Genomic DNA, 19,836 nt, shown 5'->3' with positions numbered 1-19,836 from the left:
TCAAATTAAGCTGAACTCAGAAGATAATTATCACGCTTGAGTCCAGCTTCTTTATTTTTGTTTGGCTATTTCATTTTCAAACACATGTAAAGCTCTAGCGACTACTTGATCCATATTGTAGTATTTGTATTCTGCCAATCTCCCGACGAATAGTACATTTTCCTTTAATTTCTTTGCTTCCATTTTATATTTCGTATACAAATCATTGTTTTCTTTTCGTGGAATCGGATAGTATGGAACGTTCACCCCTGGGGTATAGGAACAAGCTTCTTCGTGCATAATTGTTGTTCCAGGCACGTTTTGACCCGTTATTTTTTTGTATTCTGTAATTCTTGTGAACTCATAATTATTTGGGTAATTCACTTGCGCAACTGGTTGGTAAGATGTGCAATTATGTAGGTGGCGTGCTGTAAAGTTCAAACTACGATAGGGGAGTTTGCCAAATTTATAGTCAAAAAACGCGTCAATCGGACCTGTGTATATCATATTAGTAGAATGAAAGTATTCCTTAACCTCATCGTAATCTGTTTTCAGTAATACTTTAATGTTTGGATGGGATATCATATTATTAAACATTGACTTATAACCAAGCATAGGGACGCCTTGATACTGATCTTGAAAATAACGATTGTCTCTACTGATGTGAATAGGGACTCTTGCCATGACAGAACGGTCAAGTTCATCAGGCTTCATTCCCCATTGCTTAACTGTGTATCCGTAGAAGACATTTTTGTATATATACTCCGCTAGTTCCTTCATTTCCTCATCCGCTACATCCATCAATTCTAGAATAGGAACTTTCTTCCCAAACCCATATTGTTTGGTAAGCTTCTCTTCTAATCGATCGGCATATTTGATAGGGAACAATGAACGTAGTGCATTTAAATTGAATGGAACCGGGACTGTCTTTCCATCAATGACAGCTAACACGTGATGTTGATAACATGTCCAATCAGTAAATTGAGTTAAATAATGCCAAACTTTTTTGGAATTTGTATGGAAAAGATGTGGACCATACTGATGGACGAGGATGCCATGGGGATCATAACAGTCATACGCATTTCCACCAATATGATCCCTTTTTTCTATAATTAAAACTTTCTGATTCATACGATTCGCAATTTGTTCAGCAAGCACACAACCAGAAAATCCAGCACCAATAATTAACCAATCGAATTTCAAAACAATCCTCTCCAATGACCGTTTTACACAATTATATGTTTAATCGAATAAATTTTTACCTTTATTAGGAATAAGTTCAGCTAATTGTTTCCAGCCACATCGATATTTGAATTTCGGTCGGTATTCGTTCCCCCACCTTACCAACGTGTCATAAATGTGCCATTCGAAGACTTCATTATATAGGTCCAATTTCTTCGTCGCATTGAATGGGTGTTGCCTGTAGTTGTATAGCATTTCATCAATCCAATGAATTTTATAGTTTTCAATCAATCGAATGTCGATTCGCCGATCTTCCATCACTCTTCCTTCCCAAGGATCATCAGTAGGCCAACCGCCTACCGACTTTAGAGCTGCCGTCCGATAGAATCTCGGGAAAGGCACATCATTCGATAAAATGAATTCATATTTATCTTCGTATGATGCTCCTCCGTACCTAGGGACTGTCAGACAAGTGTTCCCGTCACGATCTTCGTAAACATCCGTTTTATTTCCCCAAATTAACGCCACATCTTCAGAAGCGCTCTCCATCTCTTTTAATAGAACCTCTATTGTATGCGGGAAAAACCAATCATCACTATCCAACTTTACGATGTATGGTGTATCGATCTCATCTAAACCTATATTCTGTGATTTGGATTGACCTAGATTTTCACGATTTTTAATCAATGAAACCCTAGGATCATCCAGATAATCTCGAATGCCCATTATGGAATCATCCGTTGACGCATCATCTACAAGTATTAATTTCCATCTTGTAAACGTTTGAGAAAACACACTATCAAGCGCTTCTTTAAGAAATCGTTTTCCTGGATTATAGAAAGGAGTCAGTACCGTAACTAATGCCTTCATTCCTTCTCACCTTTTTCTACAAGCTTATCAAGGACTTTCCACCCGTTTTTCATACTAAAAATCGGATCATAATGATCTCCCCAACGTCTTAATGCATCCCGTACGTTCCATTCAATCATCTCATTCATCACATCAAATTTAGAAGTCAGTGTCGATTCATGTTTACGGTAACGATATAGTAAACGATCCATCCAGTGGAATGAATATTTTTCTAAGAGTCGTAAGTCCATTCTTCGATCTTCCAAATACCTACCTTCGTAAGGATCATCTGTTGGCCAGCCCCCAACAGCCTTTAAAGCATCAGTCCTATAAAATCTAGGGTAAGGCACATAATTTTCTAACAAAAACGAATAACGATCACTGTATTGAAGTTCATTATGATCTACATATTTCCCAAGAACTTTATGATCAAAATAATAGAAAACCTCCTTCTTGCCACAAATGAGAGCAACTTCATCAGCCACTTTTTCGCTTTCTGTAAGTAAGCATTCAATTGCGTCATGAACAAGCAAGTCATCGCTATCCAACATGAGAGTATAAGGTGTGTCGATCACGGCAAGTCCCTTGTTTTGTGTTTTTGATTGTCCTAAATTCGTAGCATTCTTTACGAGTGTCACCCGTGGGTCATTCAAATGTTCCTGAATTATTTTAAGACTTGAGTCAGTTGAAGCATCATCAACAATTACATGCCTCCAATGCTCATACGTTTGATTACGGACAGATTCCACTGCTTCCTTTAAGTAGTGTCCTGGATTGTACGAAGCTGTCAGAACCGTCACTTTACTAGGACCCATGTATTTCATCCGACTTTTTGATGACCGCTCCCATAATCACTTCATAATGAGGGTCATGAAATGAAAAGGCACTTCGGTTCAATTCATGAGAAGCTCTTCCTTCAAGAAATGCTTGTGCAGTCGGCAAATTTCCATAACTGCTCACATCAACACTTTCTACAACCTCTAAATCTTGGAATAACCGTTTCAAAGACATATTCGTAAACCGCCAATAATCTCCATATGTTTTCGTTTTACAACTCTGACTTATTCCGGGAACCGTAACGAGCAAAGTGCCCCCAGGCTTTAAAACGTCCATCGCCATTTCTGATGCACCCTTAAGATCGTATAGAAGATGGATCACCTGCGTTAGAATAAAACAATCAAATCTGTTTGATGGCAAATTTTCTCCCGTTTCTAAGTTCCCTATTAACGTTACCTCTTCATGTTCTTTGATGTCTAACACATCAAATGATTCTACATCCCGACCAAATTTCTTTGAATAGGAGGCATCCCCTATTTCTAGTAATTCCCCTGTAATATGGACCTTGTTTTTCTCTAGAAATTGATCAATAAAATATCGGTCTACCGGCTGACCTCTGTCAAAACCGAAACTCCTACTTACAGGCCGATTCGGATAAGATTTCATATTGCGTCCTCCTTGCTAACCACCTATTGATTTCACGTACTTACTCATTTCAATAATTCCTTCTTCCAGTGACTTTTGTGGTCTCCATCCTAATTTTTCAAAAGCTTTGATATTGTCTAACTGACTGAATAAAATATCTCCGCTACGTTGTATCTCATATATGGGTTCTACAGGTTCATCACATATCTTTGAAATGATTTCATATAGGTCCGTAATTGATGTGGAATGATTGCTACTGATATTCATAATTGTGTTTTCTTCACTCTGTAAAGCTAAATAATTTGCATGAGCGACATCATGAACATGGATGAAATCTCTAGTTTGGGAACCATCTCCGAAAATGATGGGGTGGATACCTTTATTCAGATTTTTAACGAAAATTGGAATGACACCACCTTCGTTATCAGAACGCTGACGTGGTCCATATACATTGGAATATCTGAAAATTGTGTAAGGAAGAGAGAATTGATGACTGAATTGTTGAATGTAAAGTTCAGAAGAAAGCTTAGAAACACCATAGAACGATATCGGTTGTAGTTTAGCTGTTTCATTAACAGGACCTTGCCCTTGATTCCCATATACAGCCGAAGTTGACGCAAATACAAACCGCTTAACATTATGGATTTTACATAATTGAAGAAGATTAATCGTTCCAATAATATTCATATTAGCATCGTACAATGGATCATCATTGGAGCTTTTTACATCAATTTGCGCAGCTAGATGGATCACATAATCAGGTGCTTCCAATTTAAAGACTTGATCCACCTTTTTTGAGCGATAATCAATTTCATAATATTTCACATTTGGTGCCTTTATCTTGAAATTGCCTGATCGTAAATTGTCTATTACGATTACTGAATAATTCATCTTGATAAAATACTCGGTAAGGTGTGACCCGATGAATCCACAACCACCCGTGATCATCACTTTCAATTGAATCCCTCTTCTGTTCTTTCATCTTTATTAAAGGAGTGCACGTAAGAGATGATATTTCTCTGCATATTGAACCCCAACTTCCATTCCTCTCGTTTCAGCCCATTTCTTGATTTTTTCAGGAGATAGCAAATAGTCACTGGAACGGATCTGGGATTTATGTTTACAAAATGCTTCTATTTTCTTATCAATGGAATCAGTGATATCTAGATAAAGTTCCCCAACATCATTGACCTTTGGGTATTGCCATACAATAAGCGGATACTCGTACATAGCAATTAATCTAGGTCTTTTCTTCGGTTCTGGCCTTAAACTGGCCATGGAGGCATTGAACAATACTTGGTGATCTTGATGGTAACTAGGGTAAGGAATCAGAGCCATGGTCGGTTCAAAACAAGTAATTACATCATCCAATTTTGTTACAATCTGATTTCTTGGGATTGTATCCATCGCACTTTCCTTGTCTTTGAACATAATGTCATAATCGTGGCACCCTAGGTAGTATAATGCCTCTTCAAGTTCCTTTTTCCTAGTCTCCGCTCCAATAACCCCGTTTTCTTTATGGCGAAATGCAATATCTCCAACTGATCCGATAATGACTTTCACATCATTACCAAATCTACATGCCTTTTCAATGAGTCCACCACAACCAAGTACCTCATCATCCGCGTGTGGGGCGATTACTAATAACCGTTCTTCTCCTTGTTCAAGCAATACAAACACCCCCCTGACAATGTCATGATAATTTACTCTATTCCGCATTTAACTATCTGTATAGGCTTTTTGCTTGCGTAAGATAAAATATAATGCCCAAATAGGAGCGCAATGATATGTAAAAAAGCCCTCAAACCAAAAAAAGCATCCTACTGGATGCTTTTACAAACTTATTATTACTTTTATCTCCCTAAGATATGGAAACCACTATCGATATGAAGCATCTCTCCTGTCAATCCCCTAGATAAATCACTCATCAAGAAGAGTGCAGTATCTCCCACCTCTTCTGTTGTTGTCGTGCGACGAAGTGGCGCTCTTTCCTCGATGTCTTTTAAGATGCTGTTGAAATCTCCGACACCTTTTGCAGCTAATGTACGAATAGGACCTGCAGAAATTGCATTTACTCGGATGCCATCTTTGCCCAAATCATTCGCAAGATATTTCATACTCGCATCAAGGGATGCCTTCGCAACACCCATCACGTTATAGTTATTCACAACACGTTCTCCTCCGAGATACGTCATTGTCATGATACTTCCACCTTCTGTCATTAACTGACGTGCTTCCTTCGCTACAGCCGTTAACGAGTAGGAGCTGATATTATGTGCTAATAAGAATCCATCTCGCGTTGTGTTTAAGTATTCACCTTTCAATTCTTCCACATTAGCGAAAGCGATACAGTGAGCGACACCGTGGATCACTCCAACTTCTTCTTTAATTCGACCAAAAGCTTCTTTAATTTGTTCATCATCCGTGACATCACAAGGGATGACTAACGAATCACTTCTTTCTAAGGATTCTGCCAAATCTCTAACATTTTTCTCGAAACGTTCACCTGCATAAGTGAAAACAAGACGTGCACCAGCATTACTTAAAGATCGTGCAATCCCCCAGGCAATACTTCGTTTGTTCGCAACGCCCATAATTACATATGTACGGTTTTCTAATGAAAGATTCATTCGTTCATCCTCCTATTGATCGTATATGATTTGTTCTTATGACCTAGTCTTAATTTGAGTATATCACGAATTTCCTTTAATCAAAAATAATCTCCGGGATCTATTTCTATTTCATAAAATATATGGGAGAAATAGTTAAGTGATTATACATCTTCCTTTACATATATTGTATTGACGACAGTTGATCATAAAGTAATTGAACGCCTGTTGAAACTACAATTGTATAAAACACCAAAAAAGTGAAGGGTGTTGGTGTTAATGAAAGATATGGTGACCGTGGTTATACCTTCATACAACCCGGGTAATTATTTAAAAGAAGCGGTCGAAAGTGTTTTCAATCAGTCACACCAAAACTGGGAATTAATAATTGTCAATGATGCTTCTACGGATGATAGCTTATTGTTAATTTCCGATTACTTGAAAGACCCGCGCGTTCAAGTTATTCATAATCAGAAGAATGTAGGTCAATCTCAAAGTATGAATATTGCCATTCGTAAAATCAATACTGACTTTTTTTTGATGCTAGATAGTGATGATTGGCTTTGTGAAAACAGTCTAGAATTGTTATTGAAGGAGACTAAAACTGTTTCTGAAGAAGTCGCACTGATCATTGGTAATGTGAAAGTTTTTAATGAAAATAGAAACTTTTCACGTTCACACATTGTACGCAATCCTGATTGGGGTAAATCATTTGCTAGTCGTTATGAGATCCTAAAAGCTAATTTGTTTCCTTGGCAGAAATTCTATAAAACTGAACATATACTTGAATTTGGTGGTTGGCCTATTGATGATCCGTATAACGGGAGACATGCTGAGGATTTGAGAATGTTCCTCTTATTAATTGAGAAGTACAAATATCACTGGATTGACAAAGTCATATACAATTATCGTCTACATGATACTAATTCAACCAACAAAAGAGAGCTGTATGCCGATATCGTAGAATGGATTGTTAGAGACGCTTTAGTTCGTTGGGGGAACAAATATGAACCGATTTTCATGATGACAGGTGATGGTTATAAGCTTGTTAAGGATTTAATTCCAAAATAAATACCTTATTAGAGTTCATCACTCTAATAAGGCATTGTATTAACCAGCATATATACGTGATTTCAAACGATCGACAGATTCTTTGCTCCCGGTTACAATCAATCGATCACCTAGTTTCAATACAGTATCGCCGTGAGGGACGATGGATTCATTATCACGGAAAATCCGTGCAATAATCGTATCACCTAAAAATTCCATTCGTTTAATTGGCTTTCCAGTATGTGCTCCATTTTGGACAACAATTTCAGATAGTGCATGATCTTGACTCGCGAACAACTTCATTACATGAGGTGATTTAATCATTGCCTCAAGCAGCATTATTGTTGATGTGAACTTTGAAAAGACTTCTACACTTTCTTCTTTTAAAGCACTCGCCTTATCAGGGTTCTCTATCCTAGCAATAATCCGGTTCACATCATTCTCTTTAGCTGCCAATGCGATTTCAGTGTTAATGTCATCATCATGTGTCGCTACGAGTAATATGTCTACTTCGAATACTTTATGTTTCTGCAATGTTCCACTGCTGAATTCATCAATAACATGGACATCAAATTCATTAGAATGATCTTCTGAATAATATTGATCTACCTTGTTAGATTTTAAATGATATAAAGAGACGTGATACTGTTCATTCATTTTCTTGGATAATGGTAATGTAATGCTATTGGCTCCTATAATCGCCATTGTTTTCTTTTCCGATACGGTTTTCTTTGGAAACATCTTCTTAAAGAATATGGGTCCTATAATACTACTAATTACACCGACTAAAATGATAGCTGAAGACATTCGTGAATCAACCATATTCATTTTCTCACCAATTTCAGCAGCAGCAATCACAAGCGTTAGCTTAGAAGAAAGGAGTATACCTATACTCATTACAACTTTCATGTTATACCATTTCTTCAACCATAAGACTGGGATGACTTTCACGAACATAAACGCTATGAGTAAGAATGGCATTAGTAAGAGCACCTGCGAATCAGCAAACAATTCCCACAAATTGATTTTAACACCAATCATGACAAAGAAAATCGGAATAAGAAATCCGTAGCCAAATGAATCTAATTTATGCACCATCGTAGGATTAGGAGATAATAAAGAGACAAGTGCCCCTGCTAGGAAAGCTCCTAAAATACTCTCTGCCCCAACCTTTTGCGAAAGTGCGACGAGAACAATGATGAGTGTAAATACGGCTCTCGTATCTATTTGTATTGTGCCGCTTGATAAGCTTTGGAAGCTTGAACGATTCCTAAAGTATTTCCCTATCACATACAAAATGACACCAGCTACAAACAAGAGTAGCAACAACCACGTATTTTTTCCTTCTGGTGAATAGATAGATACAAATACACCTAACAAGATCATCGTGGCTAAATCAGCAATGACAGTGATTAGCAATATCGTTTGGCCAAGTCCTGATTTAATAATGCCCGAATCTTTCAATGTTGGGACTACGATACCCAATGAGATCGTAGCGATGATTAATGACATTAAGAACGCATTATCAATGAAACCTGTGAAAACAAATAGCCATGATACACCGTACGAGAACCCAAACATTATTCCAAATATAATAATCGGTAGCATAATGCCATTCGGTTCATTTTGATTCGCTTTCTTCGATTTTGAAGAGAAGATTGAAAAATCAATTTCTAGACCACTTAAGAATAATAGATAAATAAATCCTAGTGTCGAAAGTGTTTCTAATAAAGAGTCTGCTTCTACTATGTCAAATCCAGTTTTCCCGATAATCAATCCTGCAATAATTTCAGCGACAATAATCGGAAGGACCTTTATTCGTAGCTTGTTTAATAGAATAGGTGTAAGGAAAGCTACGAGGACCACAATTAGAAGTGACATAAAGGAATGAGTCTCTTCCATAACGACCTCCTTTAAGTTAATGAAGTCTTTGGGAAAGTCTTAAGTTAAGTAGCTCATTAAAGCTGTTGCCATTCCAAAGTAAATTAAAACACTGATAATATCGTTTATTGTGGTAATGAAGGGACCTGAAGCAACAGCTGGATCAATATTCATCTTGTGCATGAATAATGGAATGAGCGCACCAGCAAGTGTTGCAACAATTAACGTAAATAAAATAGAGATTCCTACTAATAATCCTAGATAAATCGAACTTTGCCATAAGTAAACAATAAACGTAATGACGATTCCACACGTAGTTCCAGTTATGACACCCGTCCCTGCTTCTCTTAAAATTAAACTCTTTATATTTTGCTTGTCCGTTTCACCTGTTGCAATACCTCTTACTGCAACTGCTAAAGCCTGTGTACCTGTGTTACCAGCCATCCCCGCTATTAATGGTATAAATACCGCTAATATAGCGACTTGGTTCAATGTGTTTTCAAATTGACCGATTAAGCTTGCCGTAATCGTACCTAGGAATAGGAGGATAATCAACCAAGGCAGCCTTCTTTTAGCCGCTTGCATGGGATTTCGGTCAACTGTATCCATATCTGAAACTGCAGCAAGCTTCGAGTAGTCTTCAGATGCTTCTTCATCTATAACATCAACAATATCATCCACAGTAATAATTCCAAGTAAATGATTCTGGAAATCTACAACAGGGAGTGCAAGGAAGTCATAGTCCTTCATCATCCTAGCTGCTTCTTCCTGGTCCTCACCTACTGATATAGAAACTACCCTGTCATTCATTACATCTGAAACGAGGGTTTCTTCTTCTGCAATAATTAAGTCTCTTAGTGAGATGACCCCTACGAGCTTTTTGATTTCATCTATGACAAAAATGTAATAAATCGTTTCTGCATCGGGTGCTTCCTTACGTAGAATTTGCATCGCTTCAGTAACCGTTTGGTGAGCACGAATGGATACAAATTCAGTCGTCATGATACTTCCAGCTGTTTTCTCTTCATAATGAAGCAACTCTTTAATTTCTTTCGCTGCTTCATCATCCATGATGGTCAAGTAACTTGCTAACTGTTCAGCCTCTAAGTCATTTAACACATCCACCGCGTCATCGGCGTACATTTCACCAAGCATTTCAGCCGCATAGAAGGGCTGCATTTCTGATAAATATTCGTTCGTATCTTCTATTTCAATTTTCTCAAAGATTTCCGCCATCTCTTCTGGCGATAGATAGCTGTAGATTTTATTACGCTGAGATTGATCAACAAATGTAAAAAGCCTTGTTTGATCATAAGGATGTAGATCTAAGAAATGTTCTCTAAAAAAATCGATATCTTCTCTATTTAACGCATCAATAACTTCATGAAACTCAATTTCGTTTGCATGTTCCACCGGTTCTCTCCCCCTTTAAAGGGTATATCAATATCCATTACATCGTACTGAAATGATATCCAAGCCTAATCCTATAGAAGAATTATAAATTTTCCAACCCATAAAATACACGTTTTTTCAAAGTATACGTAGTTCAATATGAGAAAAGATGTTATGATTTTGAATGAACTCGTAAGTAAGGAAGGTAAAATATATGACAAATACAGATAGAGAAACCCCTTTTCAACAAATTGATTATAACTTACTTTTTATCTTATTTCTCTTAATCTGTTCCAGCTGCATAGCCATTTATAGTGCTGTAGGACAGTATGAAGGAAATTTCGTTGTTAAACAACTCGTTTGGTATTCGGTTGGATTTACAGCCATTGCTTTTGTTATGATCCTAGATTTTGACCAATTCCTTAAGCTTTCGTGGTACATATATGGATTTGGCATTTTCCTTCTACTTGGTATTGTTGTCATTCCAATGGTTGATCCAAATGCTGGCACACCTGACGCAATCGTCCCATCAATTAATGGTGCGATGAGTTGGTACCGTTATGGCGGGATTGCTTTTCAACCATCCGAATTGATGAAGGTCGCGCTCATTATTACCATTTCGAACGTCATAACGATTCACAATGACACTTATAAGGATAGATTACTAAAAGATGATCTTCTTTTGCTAGGAAAAGTCATGCTTGTATCGATCCCACCTGTATTCCTAGTCATGTCACAACCCGACTTAGGTACGACATTGGTTTTCATTGCGATCATAGCAAGCTTAATTTTAGTTTCTGGCATCCGTTGGCGTATTATCCTCTTATTGACTTTATTATTTACTTTGTTCATTACTGGATTAGTTATGATCTATATTTATTTTCCGGAATTTTTCCTTGAACACATCTTAGCGAGTTATCAATTAAATCGATTCTATGGATGGCTTCAACCTTATGAATTTGAACAAGGTTTCGGTTTCCAGCTCGTAAAGTCACTACTCGCGATTGGATCAGGGCAGTTATACGGAAAAGGGTTTGCTGAAGGGAATGTCTATTTTCCAGAAGCTCAAACTGACTTTATCTTTTCTGTCATCGGTGAAGAATTCGGTTTTATGGGAACGAGCTTTGTGATTTCACTCTTCTTCTTATTGGTCTATCGGATTATTCATACCGCGCTCGAAAGTAATGATCCATTTGGGAGCTACCTTTGTGCAGGTGTCATCGGGATGATTACATTCCAAGTGTTTCAAAATATTGGTATGACAATTGGTTTACTACCTATCACAGGCATCCCACTCCCTTTCATCAGCTATGGTGGAAGCTCGATATTAGCAAGTATGATTGCCATTGGTCTCGTATTGAATGTACGATCAAGGACAAGAAATTATATGTTTGATTAAAAGCATCCAAAAGGGTGCTTTTTCTTTTTACATTTGTTATTTTAAATATACTGATTTACTCGGATCTTTAGCTAGAGGTGAGCAAATGAAATATGATGTAATCGGAGATATACATGGATGCTATCAAGAATTGACCACACTGATAGAGAAACTCGGTTATCAAGTGAGTAGGAATGATACATACCACCCAGATGGTAGGAGCTTGGTATTCTTGGGAGATCTGACCGATCGTGGTCCTGAATCGTTGAAAGTAATTGAGCTTGTACATTTACTAATTGAGCAAGGCATGGCAAAATACTCCCCAGGTAATCATTGTGATAAGCTTTATCGATATTTTCTCGGTAGAAATGTTCAAATACGGCATGGACTAGAAACAACCGTTGAAGAGTATGAACAACTTAATGATCAAGAACAATCAGAGATCTCAACAAAATTCAAATGGTTGTTTGAAAATGCCCCACTTTATTTACGTTTAGATCAGGACCGCCTAATTGTTGCACATGCAGGTATTCGAGATGATTTAATCGGTCATTCTCACAAGCGAGTACGCACGTTTGTGTTATATGGTGACATAACAGGAGAATATCATGATAACGGCATGCCTATACGAAGAGATTGGGCAAAACAATACGGTGGTGAATCGATTATCGTTTATGGACATACGCCTGTAAAAGAACCAAGAAGAGTTGGTAACACAATCAACATTGATACAGGGTGTGTGTTTGGAGGTTCTCTAACTGCTTATCAATATCCTGAAAACACCACTGTGTCAGTACCATCTACTATGCCTTATGTTAATGAGAAATTCCGTCCATTCGATGATTAATTATGTGGAGAGCAATAGAAGAGGCTGTCCAGAAAGTCAGTGATAACTGAATTTCTGACAGCCCTTTTTCATATTGGTTTTGAAAATGTTATCTTGATATCCTTGAAATCCACTCCCTTTCCCCGGGCGAACCGCAAGCCTCCTAGCTCATTTATGCAGGGATGTCCGTTCTATGACGTGCATTCGCTGCGGGTCTTGCCTGACTCGCTATTCCCGAAGGAGTGTCGTGGATTTCATCTGATTATCAACATTAGTATTTAACATGGATAGACGATCTGGACTTATCAGACAGTCCCTTTTCCGTTCCTTAGAACGTTAACTTATATTAACCTTTTCATATCTTTTGGTAACGGCGCTTCAATTTCTACAATCATTTCAGTAAAAGGGTGATGAAAGGTTAATGAAGTGCTATGAAGCGCTTGCCTATCGATCATTTGATGATTCCCTCCGTAAAGGTCATCCCCAAGTAAAGGATAACCTTTAAACGCCATGTGAACCCGAATTTGATGAGTACGGCCTGTTTCAAGCTTCAACTTAACTAACGAGTAATCATCAAACCTCTCGATCACTTCAAATAATGTTTTGGAATATTGTCCTTCACCGGTAACACAACGCTCAATTATGCTTCCTTCTTTTCTACCAATCGGTTCCTCTATTACGCCTTGTTGGACCGATGGTATGCCGTGGCATAGTGCTAAATACCCCTTATCAATCGTCCCTGCTTGGAGCTGTTTCGACATTAAGGAATGCCCATAGCGATGCTTTGCAAACAAGACAATCCCCGTCGTATTCCGGTCTAAACGGTTTACAGCATGAATCGTAGAAGAGATCCCCCTCGTTTGATAGTAATGAAGAACCCCTTGTGCAAGAGATTCTGTACTTCCAAACCGTGAAGGTATAGTAGGTAAATCCGACACCTTGTTAATCGCTAAGAAATGATCATCCTCATATACGATATCAAGAGGCAACGCTATAGGCTCCATATATTCACTTACTTCTTCTTTAGGGAAACACACTGTTACAATCTCACCCGGCTGAAGCTTATGACGAACAGTAACCAATTCATCATTCACCATCAAAGCACCACCTTTATTCTTAATATCGGTAAGTGCTTGACGAGAAACCATTTTATCCTTCAGAAGAAATGTCCTTAATGTTTTGCCATCATCTTTTTGAGCAATTGTCCAAACAAATTTCAATTGGTCCATAGCTAACCTCTACACTCGTTTCCACTATTCTTTAACAAATGATTCTCTTACACGTTTCCAGAACGGGAACGGTCTGAACCTTGCAAACCTCACTTTTTCTTCAGCAACTCTACATTGAATCGATTTTACTTTTTCGTGTAATAGGAACAGGTGGTCAATCGTAATATGAAAATCTACATCGTTGACCGGTTTTAGTAAACAAGTATGATGCTGTGGTAATACAAGTGGAGAGCCTACAGTACGGAATACACGATTGTTAATTGAAGCCATCTCCGAAAGCTGGATAGAAGGAAGTGATGGGTGAATAATAGCCCCGCCAAGCGCTTTGTTATAAGCAGTACTTCCAGACGGAGTTGAAATGCACAACCCATCGCCTCTGAAGGTTTCAAAGTCCTCTCCCTTTATCTCAACATTCATGACGAGAGACCCCTCGACACTTTTAACTGTACACTCATTCATCGCGAGATATCGGCTTTCCGTGTCTTCATTTAAGTACCTTACTGTCACTTCAAGCAAAGGATACTCCACGATTTGAAATGGCGTTTTCGCAATATGAATAACGAGCTTCTCTACCTCATCAGGTGTCCAATCCGCATAGAATCCTAAATGTCCAGTATGTACCCCAACAAAAGCTGTTTGATCTACTCGATCAATGTAATGATGGAAAGCATGAAGAAGCGTTCCGTCTCCACCGATAGAGATGACAATGTCCGGCTCTTTTTCATTAAAATCCAAATCAAAGTCAATTAAATACGATTTAATTCTTTTTTTAAGCTTTTCGGATGTTTCATCACCCTTTGAAATAATAGAGAAATTCATCGATTATCGCACCTTTACATTCATTTTCCACCATTTATGTATGCTCTCGTTTCTCTTTCTGTTCAAATATCTTCTGTGCTTCTTGGATTTCCCCTTTAATGAGAGACATTTCTTCATCTAACCGAAATGCTGCTTCAGCAGCTCTTTCCAGCCGACTTTCGATATTTTTTGGGATTGCGCCAGAGTACTTATAATTTAGAGAGTGCTCAATTGTCGCCCAGAAATTCATTGCAAGAGTACGAATTTGTATCTCGACAAGTAAATCTTTCTCCCCTTCACCGACTTGAAGTGGATAGGAGACCACTACATGAAAAGAACGGTACCCACTTGGTTTCTTATGGTTTATATAATCACGTTCCTCAACAATCTTGAGATCTTTTCGTTGCTTAAGCAAATGAATAACCGCATAAATATCATCTACAAACTGGCACATAATTCTAATGCCCGCAATATCTTGAATTTCTGTTTCTATATTGTTCAATGAAATCCCTTTACGTTTCTTTTTGTCGATGATACTTGCTATCGGCTTAACTCTTCCAGTGACAAACTCGATCGGTGAATGCTTCTTTTCAATTAAACATTGCTCACGAACACCTTTAAGTTTAATCTTTAACTCTTCAACTGCCTGCTTATACGGATTCAAAAGTACATTCCAGTCCATTTAACCACCGCCGAATTTCGATAATCCGAAGCTTTCTACATAATGTAAAATAGTCTTCTTCTATTTAACAGGTTGGAAAATTTCCTCTACACTATTCATCATTTCGCTTCCGTAATTTGCATTACCAGAAATATTTTGAATTAAATACTCTAATTCATCCTTCAATCCAACCATTGGAATTGAACCATGGTGAGATAGTTGGAGCACCGCATCTTTTCCATCTGTTAGAACAGTCTTCATATCTGACCAATAATCTTTTGGAATAGATACATAAATAAAGCTATCTTCTGTTTCTAGTATATAAATGAAAGATAAGGAATCCGAGTCTACAAGAACTTGTCCAGATGGTTCTAGCGCTAAGTCCTTTGCTAGTGATTCACTATTAATGCTGAATTGTACAGTGTCTTCTTTCACTTCACATGATGTAATTTCTAATCTTGTAGTCATCCTAGTCCTCCTAAATAAATCTAATGTCCACCTACAAGTGTATCATATTTTCCGTCCTGATAATAATTGTAGAGTATAGTCCAGTATGAGATAATGACCGAATAATAGTCCTTTAAGAGGTGGTTTGATATGAAACAAGAAATTGAAATAGAGTTGAAGAATCTAGTTACAAACGATGAATTCTCGCAACTTATTCATCACTTTTCGATTCCAGAAAACTCATTTAAGAACCAAACAAATTATTACTTTGATACAAATAATTTTGACTTGAAACAAAACCACTGTGCTTTACGGATACGTCGTAAAAGTAATACGTACACGTTAACACTTAAAGAACCCTATGAAGAAGGTCTATTAGAATCTCATGAATCATTAACCAAAGAGAATGCTCTACAACTAATAGATGGAAAAGCGTTCTCCTCTAGTGAGATCCTTAAACATATTGAAAGTAAGTATGGTATTTCTAAGCTGTCAATTGAGTATCTCGGGTCCTTAGAAACAAAACGGTCAGAATATCCTTATAAATCGGGTCTCTTAGTTCTCGACCATTCTAAGTATTTGGGAAAAGAAGACTATGAACTAGAATTCGAGGTGCCTGAAAGAACACAAGGCGAAATGGAGTTCAATGATTTGCTTAAGACATTTTCAATTCCACAAAGGAAAACGCCTAATAAAATTCAAAGATTCTTTGATTACAAGAAGTCCAATACGTGACAAGAAGAAGTTAAAGGTCGATTCTCTCAAGTTGCTGTCTAATAAATACCGAATATAAAACAAGACCAAGTAGGACGATTTTTTTGTGCTTATTTTTTAAGGTTCTGTTCATCTTGATGAATTGATTTAAACGGAATTTACGACACTCCTCGAAAATGAAATTCGCATTTTCTTCGTGCGATGTAACGCTGCCGAAGCTTTCCTTGTCCTGCGGTTCACCCGCGGAAAGGGAGTAAATTTGGAAGAAATATCATTAGCAAAGGGCTGCCAGAAGATCAGTTTTCACTGACTTTCTGGACAGCCCCATTTTGTTGTTCAAAAAGAAAATTATGTAAAAATACCCTATTGCATGGGTCTTCTATTTGATATGATTAGTGTACAAGAGAAGGTAGGGATAATCGTGAACAGTAACTGGATTCAATCATTTTTGCAATTACAATCAATTAGACAATTTAGTGTTGGAGCACATACACCCTCTCAAAAAAGTGATATTTGGGGACAAGTATTCCAAAACGAATTACAAAATATGTTGAATACATCTACAACTAAGCCACTCATGGAGTCATATGTAAAGCGTCCACTATTGAATGGAGCCGCTATTAATAAAGGGTTGAAAAATGAAGGAGTTGTATCGAAAGAACAATCCTATTCTTCATATATTAATGAAGCTGCAGAAATTTACAATTTAGACCCTAAACTTATTAGATCCGTGATCAAGCAAGAGTCAAACTTCAATCCACTCAGTACAAGTCCAGCAGGAGCGATCGGTTTGATGCAGTTGATGCCAAAGACTGCGGAAGGTTTAGGTGTGCGAAACCCTTATAACCCCCGAGAAAATATATTAGGTGGTGCAAAATACATCCGACAGATGCTCGATCGTTATGATGGTCACACGCAAACCGCTTTGGCTGCTTATAATGCAGGTCCAGGAAATGTTGATAAGTACAAAGGAATTCCACCATTTAGTGAAACCATCAATTATGTTAAGAAAGTGATGAACAATTATTATCAAGCTTAATAAAACATTTGAAGCTGACTTACACTATTTTACTAGTGATGTCAGCTATTTTTACGCTTTATTCTTTAAGTAGAAATCTCAATGCCTATATGATTTTCAAATTCTACAATCAGATTGTTTGCCGAAATGAGATCAGCATTGCTAAAATAAGTATGAACTTCTTGTAAAGCTCAAATTGAATAGGATAAGCCTGAAGCAAAGGTTAAGTCCCAATTGCGCTTTTACTTTGTACGTAATTTTTTTCTTTACGTCGATCACTCCATACAAAGAAGTTATACTTTTTTTATCGTGGAACAAAATAAGGTAGGTTACTTAAATGAATAATAATCAAACACCATTCGAAGCAATCGGTGGGTTAGATACAGTCGAAGAGTTAGTTGAAGCCTTTTATAATCGGGTACAAGCACATCCGGATCTTGCACCGATTTTTCCAGATGATTTGACGGAAACGATTCGAAAACAGAAACAATTTTTGAGTCAATTTCTTGGAGGTCCACCCTTATATACTGAAGAACACGGACATCCGATGCTTAGAGCAAGACACCTTCCCTTCCCGATTACTAGAAAACGGGCCGAAGCTTGGTTATCGTGTATGAAACAAGCCATGGAAGAAATTAATATGGAAAGTCCTTATAAAGAACAAATTTATAGCCGTTTAACAATGACGGCTCATCACATGGTTAACAATCCTGAGTAAGAGCGAGAGAAAGGAGAATAACCATTGACTACAGATCATCGACAGACAGATTATAGCCCTATGATGGAATGTGAATCAGGATGTGACATCGAAACACCTAATAAAAATAAACCCGTTGAAATTTATTCCTTTGTAGACCCCTTATGTCCAGAATGTTGGGGATTAGAACCAGTTATTAAAAAATTACAAATTGAATACGGAAACCATTTCAGGTTAAGACATTTAATGGGTGGTCGCATTGATTACTGGAACTCAGTTGTTCAAAAGAAGAACGGCATTTGCACAAAAGAAGATGTAGCGAAGAAATGGGAAATTACTGCCAATAGATCAGGTATGTCCTGTGATGGAGATGTATGGTATGAAGATCCGATTCAAACACCTTATGTTGCATCTATTGCCGTGAAGGCAGCTGAACTACAAGGAAAGTCAAGCGGTATGAGGTTTTTGAGAAAATTACGTGAAGTACTTTTTCTACAAAAGCAGAACATTACAAAAGTTGATGTAATTACAGATTGCGCGAAGTCTGCTGGACTTGACGTAGACGAATTTCAAAAAGATTTACATTCGGATACAGCGGTCAAAGCCTTCCAATGTGATGTTAAAACAACTCAAGAAATGGAAGTAAGCCAACTACCCTCTCTTGTTTTCTTTAGTGATACGTCAGAAGAAGGTATTAAAATAACCGGTATGTATTCATATGAAGTGTATGTTCATATCCTTGAAGAGCTTATAGGTGATTTACCTGATAAGTGTGCACCACCTTCATTAGAGAAGTTCTTAAAGAAGTATCAATTTGTAGCGACTAAAGAAATTGCAGAAGTCTATAATCTCTCACCCCGCGAAGTGGAAAGCCAAATGAAAAAGCTCACATTACAACAAATCGTAGAACGTGTACCTGTTAAGCACGGTACCTTCTGGAGATACAACAACAAAAACAGCCAAGCCGATTAAGGATGGCTGTTTTTGTTGATTGATTGTAATTTGGTTAACATAGATTTTGGTCTTAGGTCAATCTCTGAAAGTAAATCAATTTCATACCAAATTGGTTGATAGAGACCCCTCTTTGAGCTTGAGAATTCTTCACCTAGTCCTGTCCCAAATTCACCACCTAATATATGTGCTGTGTAAAAGTGATGAAGACCATTCCAATGCTCTACATGTATGAGGTCATTCACTTTAATCTCGACACCTAACTCTTCCTTTGCCTCTCTAATCGCTGTCTCTTTAGGATCCTCGTCATTCTCAATACCACCACCTGGAAAGACATAATACTCCTCACCATTATTAAACCTTTTCATAAGAGCGATGCTTCTATTATGGAAAAGGGCTACTCTACTGCTATTTCTCATACTTATTCCTCCATATACCCAATTGGCAGGGCATGTTTTCCCTTTACATTCATAAAATAAGAATGAAAGGAGATTGATTACATGCCTATCCGGATCGGAACAATTATTGGATTGTTAGCTGTATTGACGAGTTTTACATTAGTTGTATTCGGATTTTTGAAACTGTTCCCTTTGTTCATCGCCACTCCATTGTTATTCTTGTCAATCTTCTACTTATTGTCTCGTTTTAATTCACGTAATCGAAGCAACCAATTTAAAGGTTTTAAAAGCATCTAAATGCTTGAAATAACAAAGACAAGACCAAGTCATATTGCTTGGTCTTGTCTTATAGCCT

General features: G+C 37.5%; 22 protein-coding genes. 8 read left to right on the top strand and 14 right to left on the bottom strand.

Annotation, left to right across the window (positions count from 1 at the left end; translation table 11 throughout):
• Positions 1-51 precede the first annotated feature (51 nt).
• The 7 genes from glf to fabI all read right to left on the bottom strand — a co-directional run bounded on the left by glf (position 52) and on the right by fabI (position 6,062).
• Positions 52-1,182, bottom strand: coding sequence for a UDP-galactopyranose mutase (glf, locus tag L2716_RS03990; RefSeq protein WP_236332002.1), 1,131 nt, complete (start codon positions 1,180-1,182; stop codon positions 52-54).
• Positions 1,183-1,221: 39 nt separating this feature from the next.
• A complete protein-coding gene (locus tag L2716_RS03985) occupies positions 1,222-2,031 on the bottom strand; it encodes a glycosyltransferase family 2 protein (protein ID WP_236332000.1) in 810 nt (269 codons plus the stop codon).
• Entirely contained in the window at positions 2,028-2,834 is an 807-nt protein-coding gene (locus tag L2716_RS03980; RefSeq protein ID WP_236331998.1) for a glycosyltransferase family 2 protein, read from the bottom strand. Before L2716_RS03980 ends, L2716_RS03985 begins: the two co-directional genes overlap by 4 nt.
• On the bottom strand, positions 2,815-3,453 hold the full coding sequence (locus L2716_RS03975; protein WP_236331996.1) for a methyltransferase domain-containing protein: 639 nt from the start codon (positions 3,451-3,453) through the stop codon (positions 2,815-2,817). The genes L2716_RS03980 and L2716_RS03975 overlap by 20 nt, the downstream gene beginning before the upstream one ends.
• A gap of 15 nt (positions 3,454-3,468) precedes the next feature.
• Positions 3,469-4,380, bottom strand: a complete 912-nt coding sequence (locus L2716_RS03970; protein WP_236337789.1) for an NAD-dependent epimerase/dehydratase family protein — start codon at positions 4,378-4,380, stop codon at positions 3,469-3,471.
• 39 nt (positions 4,381-4,419) lie between these two features.
• Positions 4,420-5,103 (bottom strand): PIG-L deacetylase family protein, encoded by a 684-nt coding sequence (locus tag L2716_RS03965; RefSeq protein WP_236331994.1) that lies wholly within the window; start codon positions 5,101-5,103, stop codon positions 4,420-4,422.
• Positions 5,104-5,285: 182 nt separating this feature from the next.
• The gene (gene fabI / locus L2716_RS03960; RefSeq protein WP_236331992.1) at positions 5,286-6,062 is read right to left on the bottom strand and encodes an enoyl-ACP reductase FabI; all 777 of its coding nucleotides are present in this window, start codon (positions 6,060-6,062) and stop codon (positions 5,286-5,288) included.
• 258 nt (positions 6,063-6,320) lie between these two features.
• Between fabI and L2716_RS03955 the strand changes: the two genes are divergently transcribed.
• On the top strand, positions 6,321-7,112 hold the full coding sequence (locus tag L2716_RS03955; RefSeq protein WP_236331990.1) for a glycosyltransferase family 2 protein: 792 nt from the start codon (positions 6,321-6,323) through the stop codon (positions 7,110-7,112).
• 39 nt (positions 7,113-7,151) lie between these two features.
• Here the strand turns inward: L2716_RS03955 and L2716_RS03950 are convergent, their stop codons facing one another.
• Both L2716_RS03950 and mgtE read right to left on the bottom strand, forming a co-directional pair.
• Positions 7,152-8,993 (bottom strand): monovalent cation:proton antiporter family protein, encoded by a 1,842-nt coding sequence (locus tag L2716_RS03950; protein WP_236331988.1) that lies wholly within the window; start codon positions 8,991-8,993, stop codon positions 7,152-7,154.
• Positions 8,994-9,032: 39 nt separating this feature from the next.
• Entirely contained in the window at positions 9,033-10,385 is a 1,353-nt protein-coding gene (gene mgtE / locus L2716_RS03945; protein ID WP_236331986.1) for a magnesium transporter, read from the bottom strand.
• A 193-nt stretch (positions 10,386-10,578) separates the two neighbouring features.
• On the opposite strand from mgtE, the gene L2716_RS03940 reads away from it, so the two are divergent.
• Together L2716_RS03940 and prpE are read left to right on the top strand one after the other, a co-directional pair.
• A complete protein-coding gene (locus tag L2716_RS03940; protein WP_236331984.1) occupies positions 10,579-11,763 on the top strand; it encodes an FtsW/RodA/SpoVE family cell cycle protein in 1,185 nt (394 codons plus the stop codon).
• Between the two features lie 85 nt (positions 11,764-11,848).
• The gene (gene prpE / locus L2716_RS03935) at positions 11,849-12,589 is read left to right on the top strand and encodes a bis(5'-nucleosyl)-tetraphosphatase PrpE (RefSeq protein WP_236331982.1); all 741 of its coding nucleotides are present in this window, start codon (positions 11,849-11,851) and stop codon (positions 12,587-12,589) included.
• A gap of 320 nt (positions 12,590-12,909) precedes the next feature.
• Here the strand turns inward: prpE and L2716_RS03930 are convergent, their stop codons facing one another.
• The 4 genes from L2716_RS03930 to L2716_RS03915 are packed head-to-tail and all read right to left on the bottom strand — an operon-like array spanning position 12,910 to position 15,724.
• Positions 12,910-13,797, bottom strand: coding sequence for an RluA family pseudouridine synthase (locus L2716_RS03930; protein WP_236331980.1), 888 nt, complete (start codon positions 13,795-13,797; stop codon positions 12,910-12,912).
• A gap of 24 nt (positions 13,798-13,821) precedes the next feature.
• Complete coding sequence (locus tag L2716_RS03925) at positions 13,822-14,616, bottom strand: NAD kinase (protein WP_236331978.1); 795 nt, start codon at positions 14,614-14,616, stop codon at positions 13,822-13,824.
• Positions 14,617-14,650: 34 nt separating this feature from the next.
• Positions 14,651-15,277 carry a GTP diphosphokinase gene (gene yjbM / locus L2716_RS03920; RefSeq protein WP_236331976.1) on the bottom strand — a complete coding sequence of 209 codons (627 nt, stop codon included), beginning with the start codon at positions 15,275-15,277 and terminating at the stop codon, positions 14,651-14,653.
• 60 nt (positions 15,278-15,337) lie between these two features.
• Positions 15,338-15,724 (bottom strand): UPF0738 family protein, encoded by a 387-nt coding sequence (locus L2716_RS03915; protein WP_236331974.1) that lies wholly within the window; start codon positions 15,722-15,724, stop codon positions 15,338-15,340.
• 129 nt (positions 15,725-15,853) lie between these two features.
• Between L2716_RS03915 and L2716_RS03910 the strand changes: the two genes are divergently transcribed.
• The 4 genes from L2716_RS03910 to L2716_RS03895 all read left to right on the top strand — a co-directional run bounded on the left by L2716_RS03910 (position 15,854) and on the right by L2716_RS03895 (position 19,104).
• On the top strand, positions 15,854-16,438 hold the full coding sequence (locus L2716_RS03910) for a CYTH domain-containing protein (protein ID WP_236331972.1): 585 nt from the start codon (positions 15,854-15,856) through the stop codon (positions 16,436-16,438).
• 427 nt (positions 16,439-16,865) lie between these two features.
• Entirely contained in the window at positions 16,866-17,456 is a 591-nt protein-coding gene (locus L2716_RS03905; protein ID WP_329610098.1) for a lytic transglycosylase domain-containing protein, read from the top strand.
• A 316-nt stretch (positions 17,457-17,772) separates the two neighbouring features.
• Entirely contained in the window at positions 17,773-18,153 is a 381-nt protein-coding gene (locus L2716_RS03900) for a globin domain-containing protein (RefSeq protein ID WP_236331968.1), read from the top strand.
• A gap of 60 nt (positions 18,154-18,213) precedes the next feature.
• Positions 18,214-19,104: a ClpXP adapter SpxH family protein gene (locus L2716_RS03895; protein WP_236337788.1), complete on the top strand. Its 891-nt coding sequence runs from the start codon at positions 18,214-18,216 to the stop codon at positions 19,102-19,104.
• On the opposite strand, the gene L2716_RS03890 is transcribed toward L2716_RS03895, so the two are convergent.
• Positions 19,101-19,502: an NUDIX hydrolase gene (locus L2716_RS03890; RefSeq protein ID WP_236331967.1), complete on the bottom strand. Its 402-nt coding sequence runs from the start codon at positions 19,500-19,502 to the stop codon at positions 19,101-19,103. The two genes, L2716_RS03895 and L2716_RS03890, sit on opposite strands and share 4 nt — an antisense overlap.
• A gap of 81 nt (positions 19,503-19,583) precedes the next feature.
• Between L2716_RS03890 and L2716_RS03885 the strand changes: the two genes are divergently transcribed.
• Positions 19,584-19,778: a hypothetical protein gene (locus tag L2716_RS03885; RefSeq protein WP_236331965.1), complete on the top strand. Its 195-nt coding sequence runs from the start codon at positions 19,584-19,586 to the stop codon at positions 19,776-19,778.
• The last annotated feature ends 58 nt before the right edge of the window (positions 19,779-19,836 follow it).

The sequence above is a fragment of the Pseudalkalibacillus berkeleyi genome, assembly GCF_021608225.1.
In the GTDB taxonomy this organism is placed as follows: domain Bacteria; phylum Bacillota; class Bacilli; order Bacillales; family Fictibacillaceae; genus Pseudalkalibacillus; species Pseudalkalibacillus berkeleyi.
The sequence above is the reverse complement of the archived record's forward strand: the minus strand, read 5'-3'. Positions and strand labels throughout refer to the sequence as shown.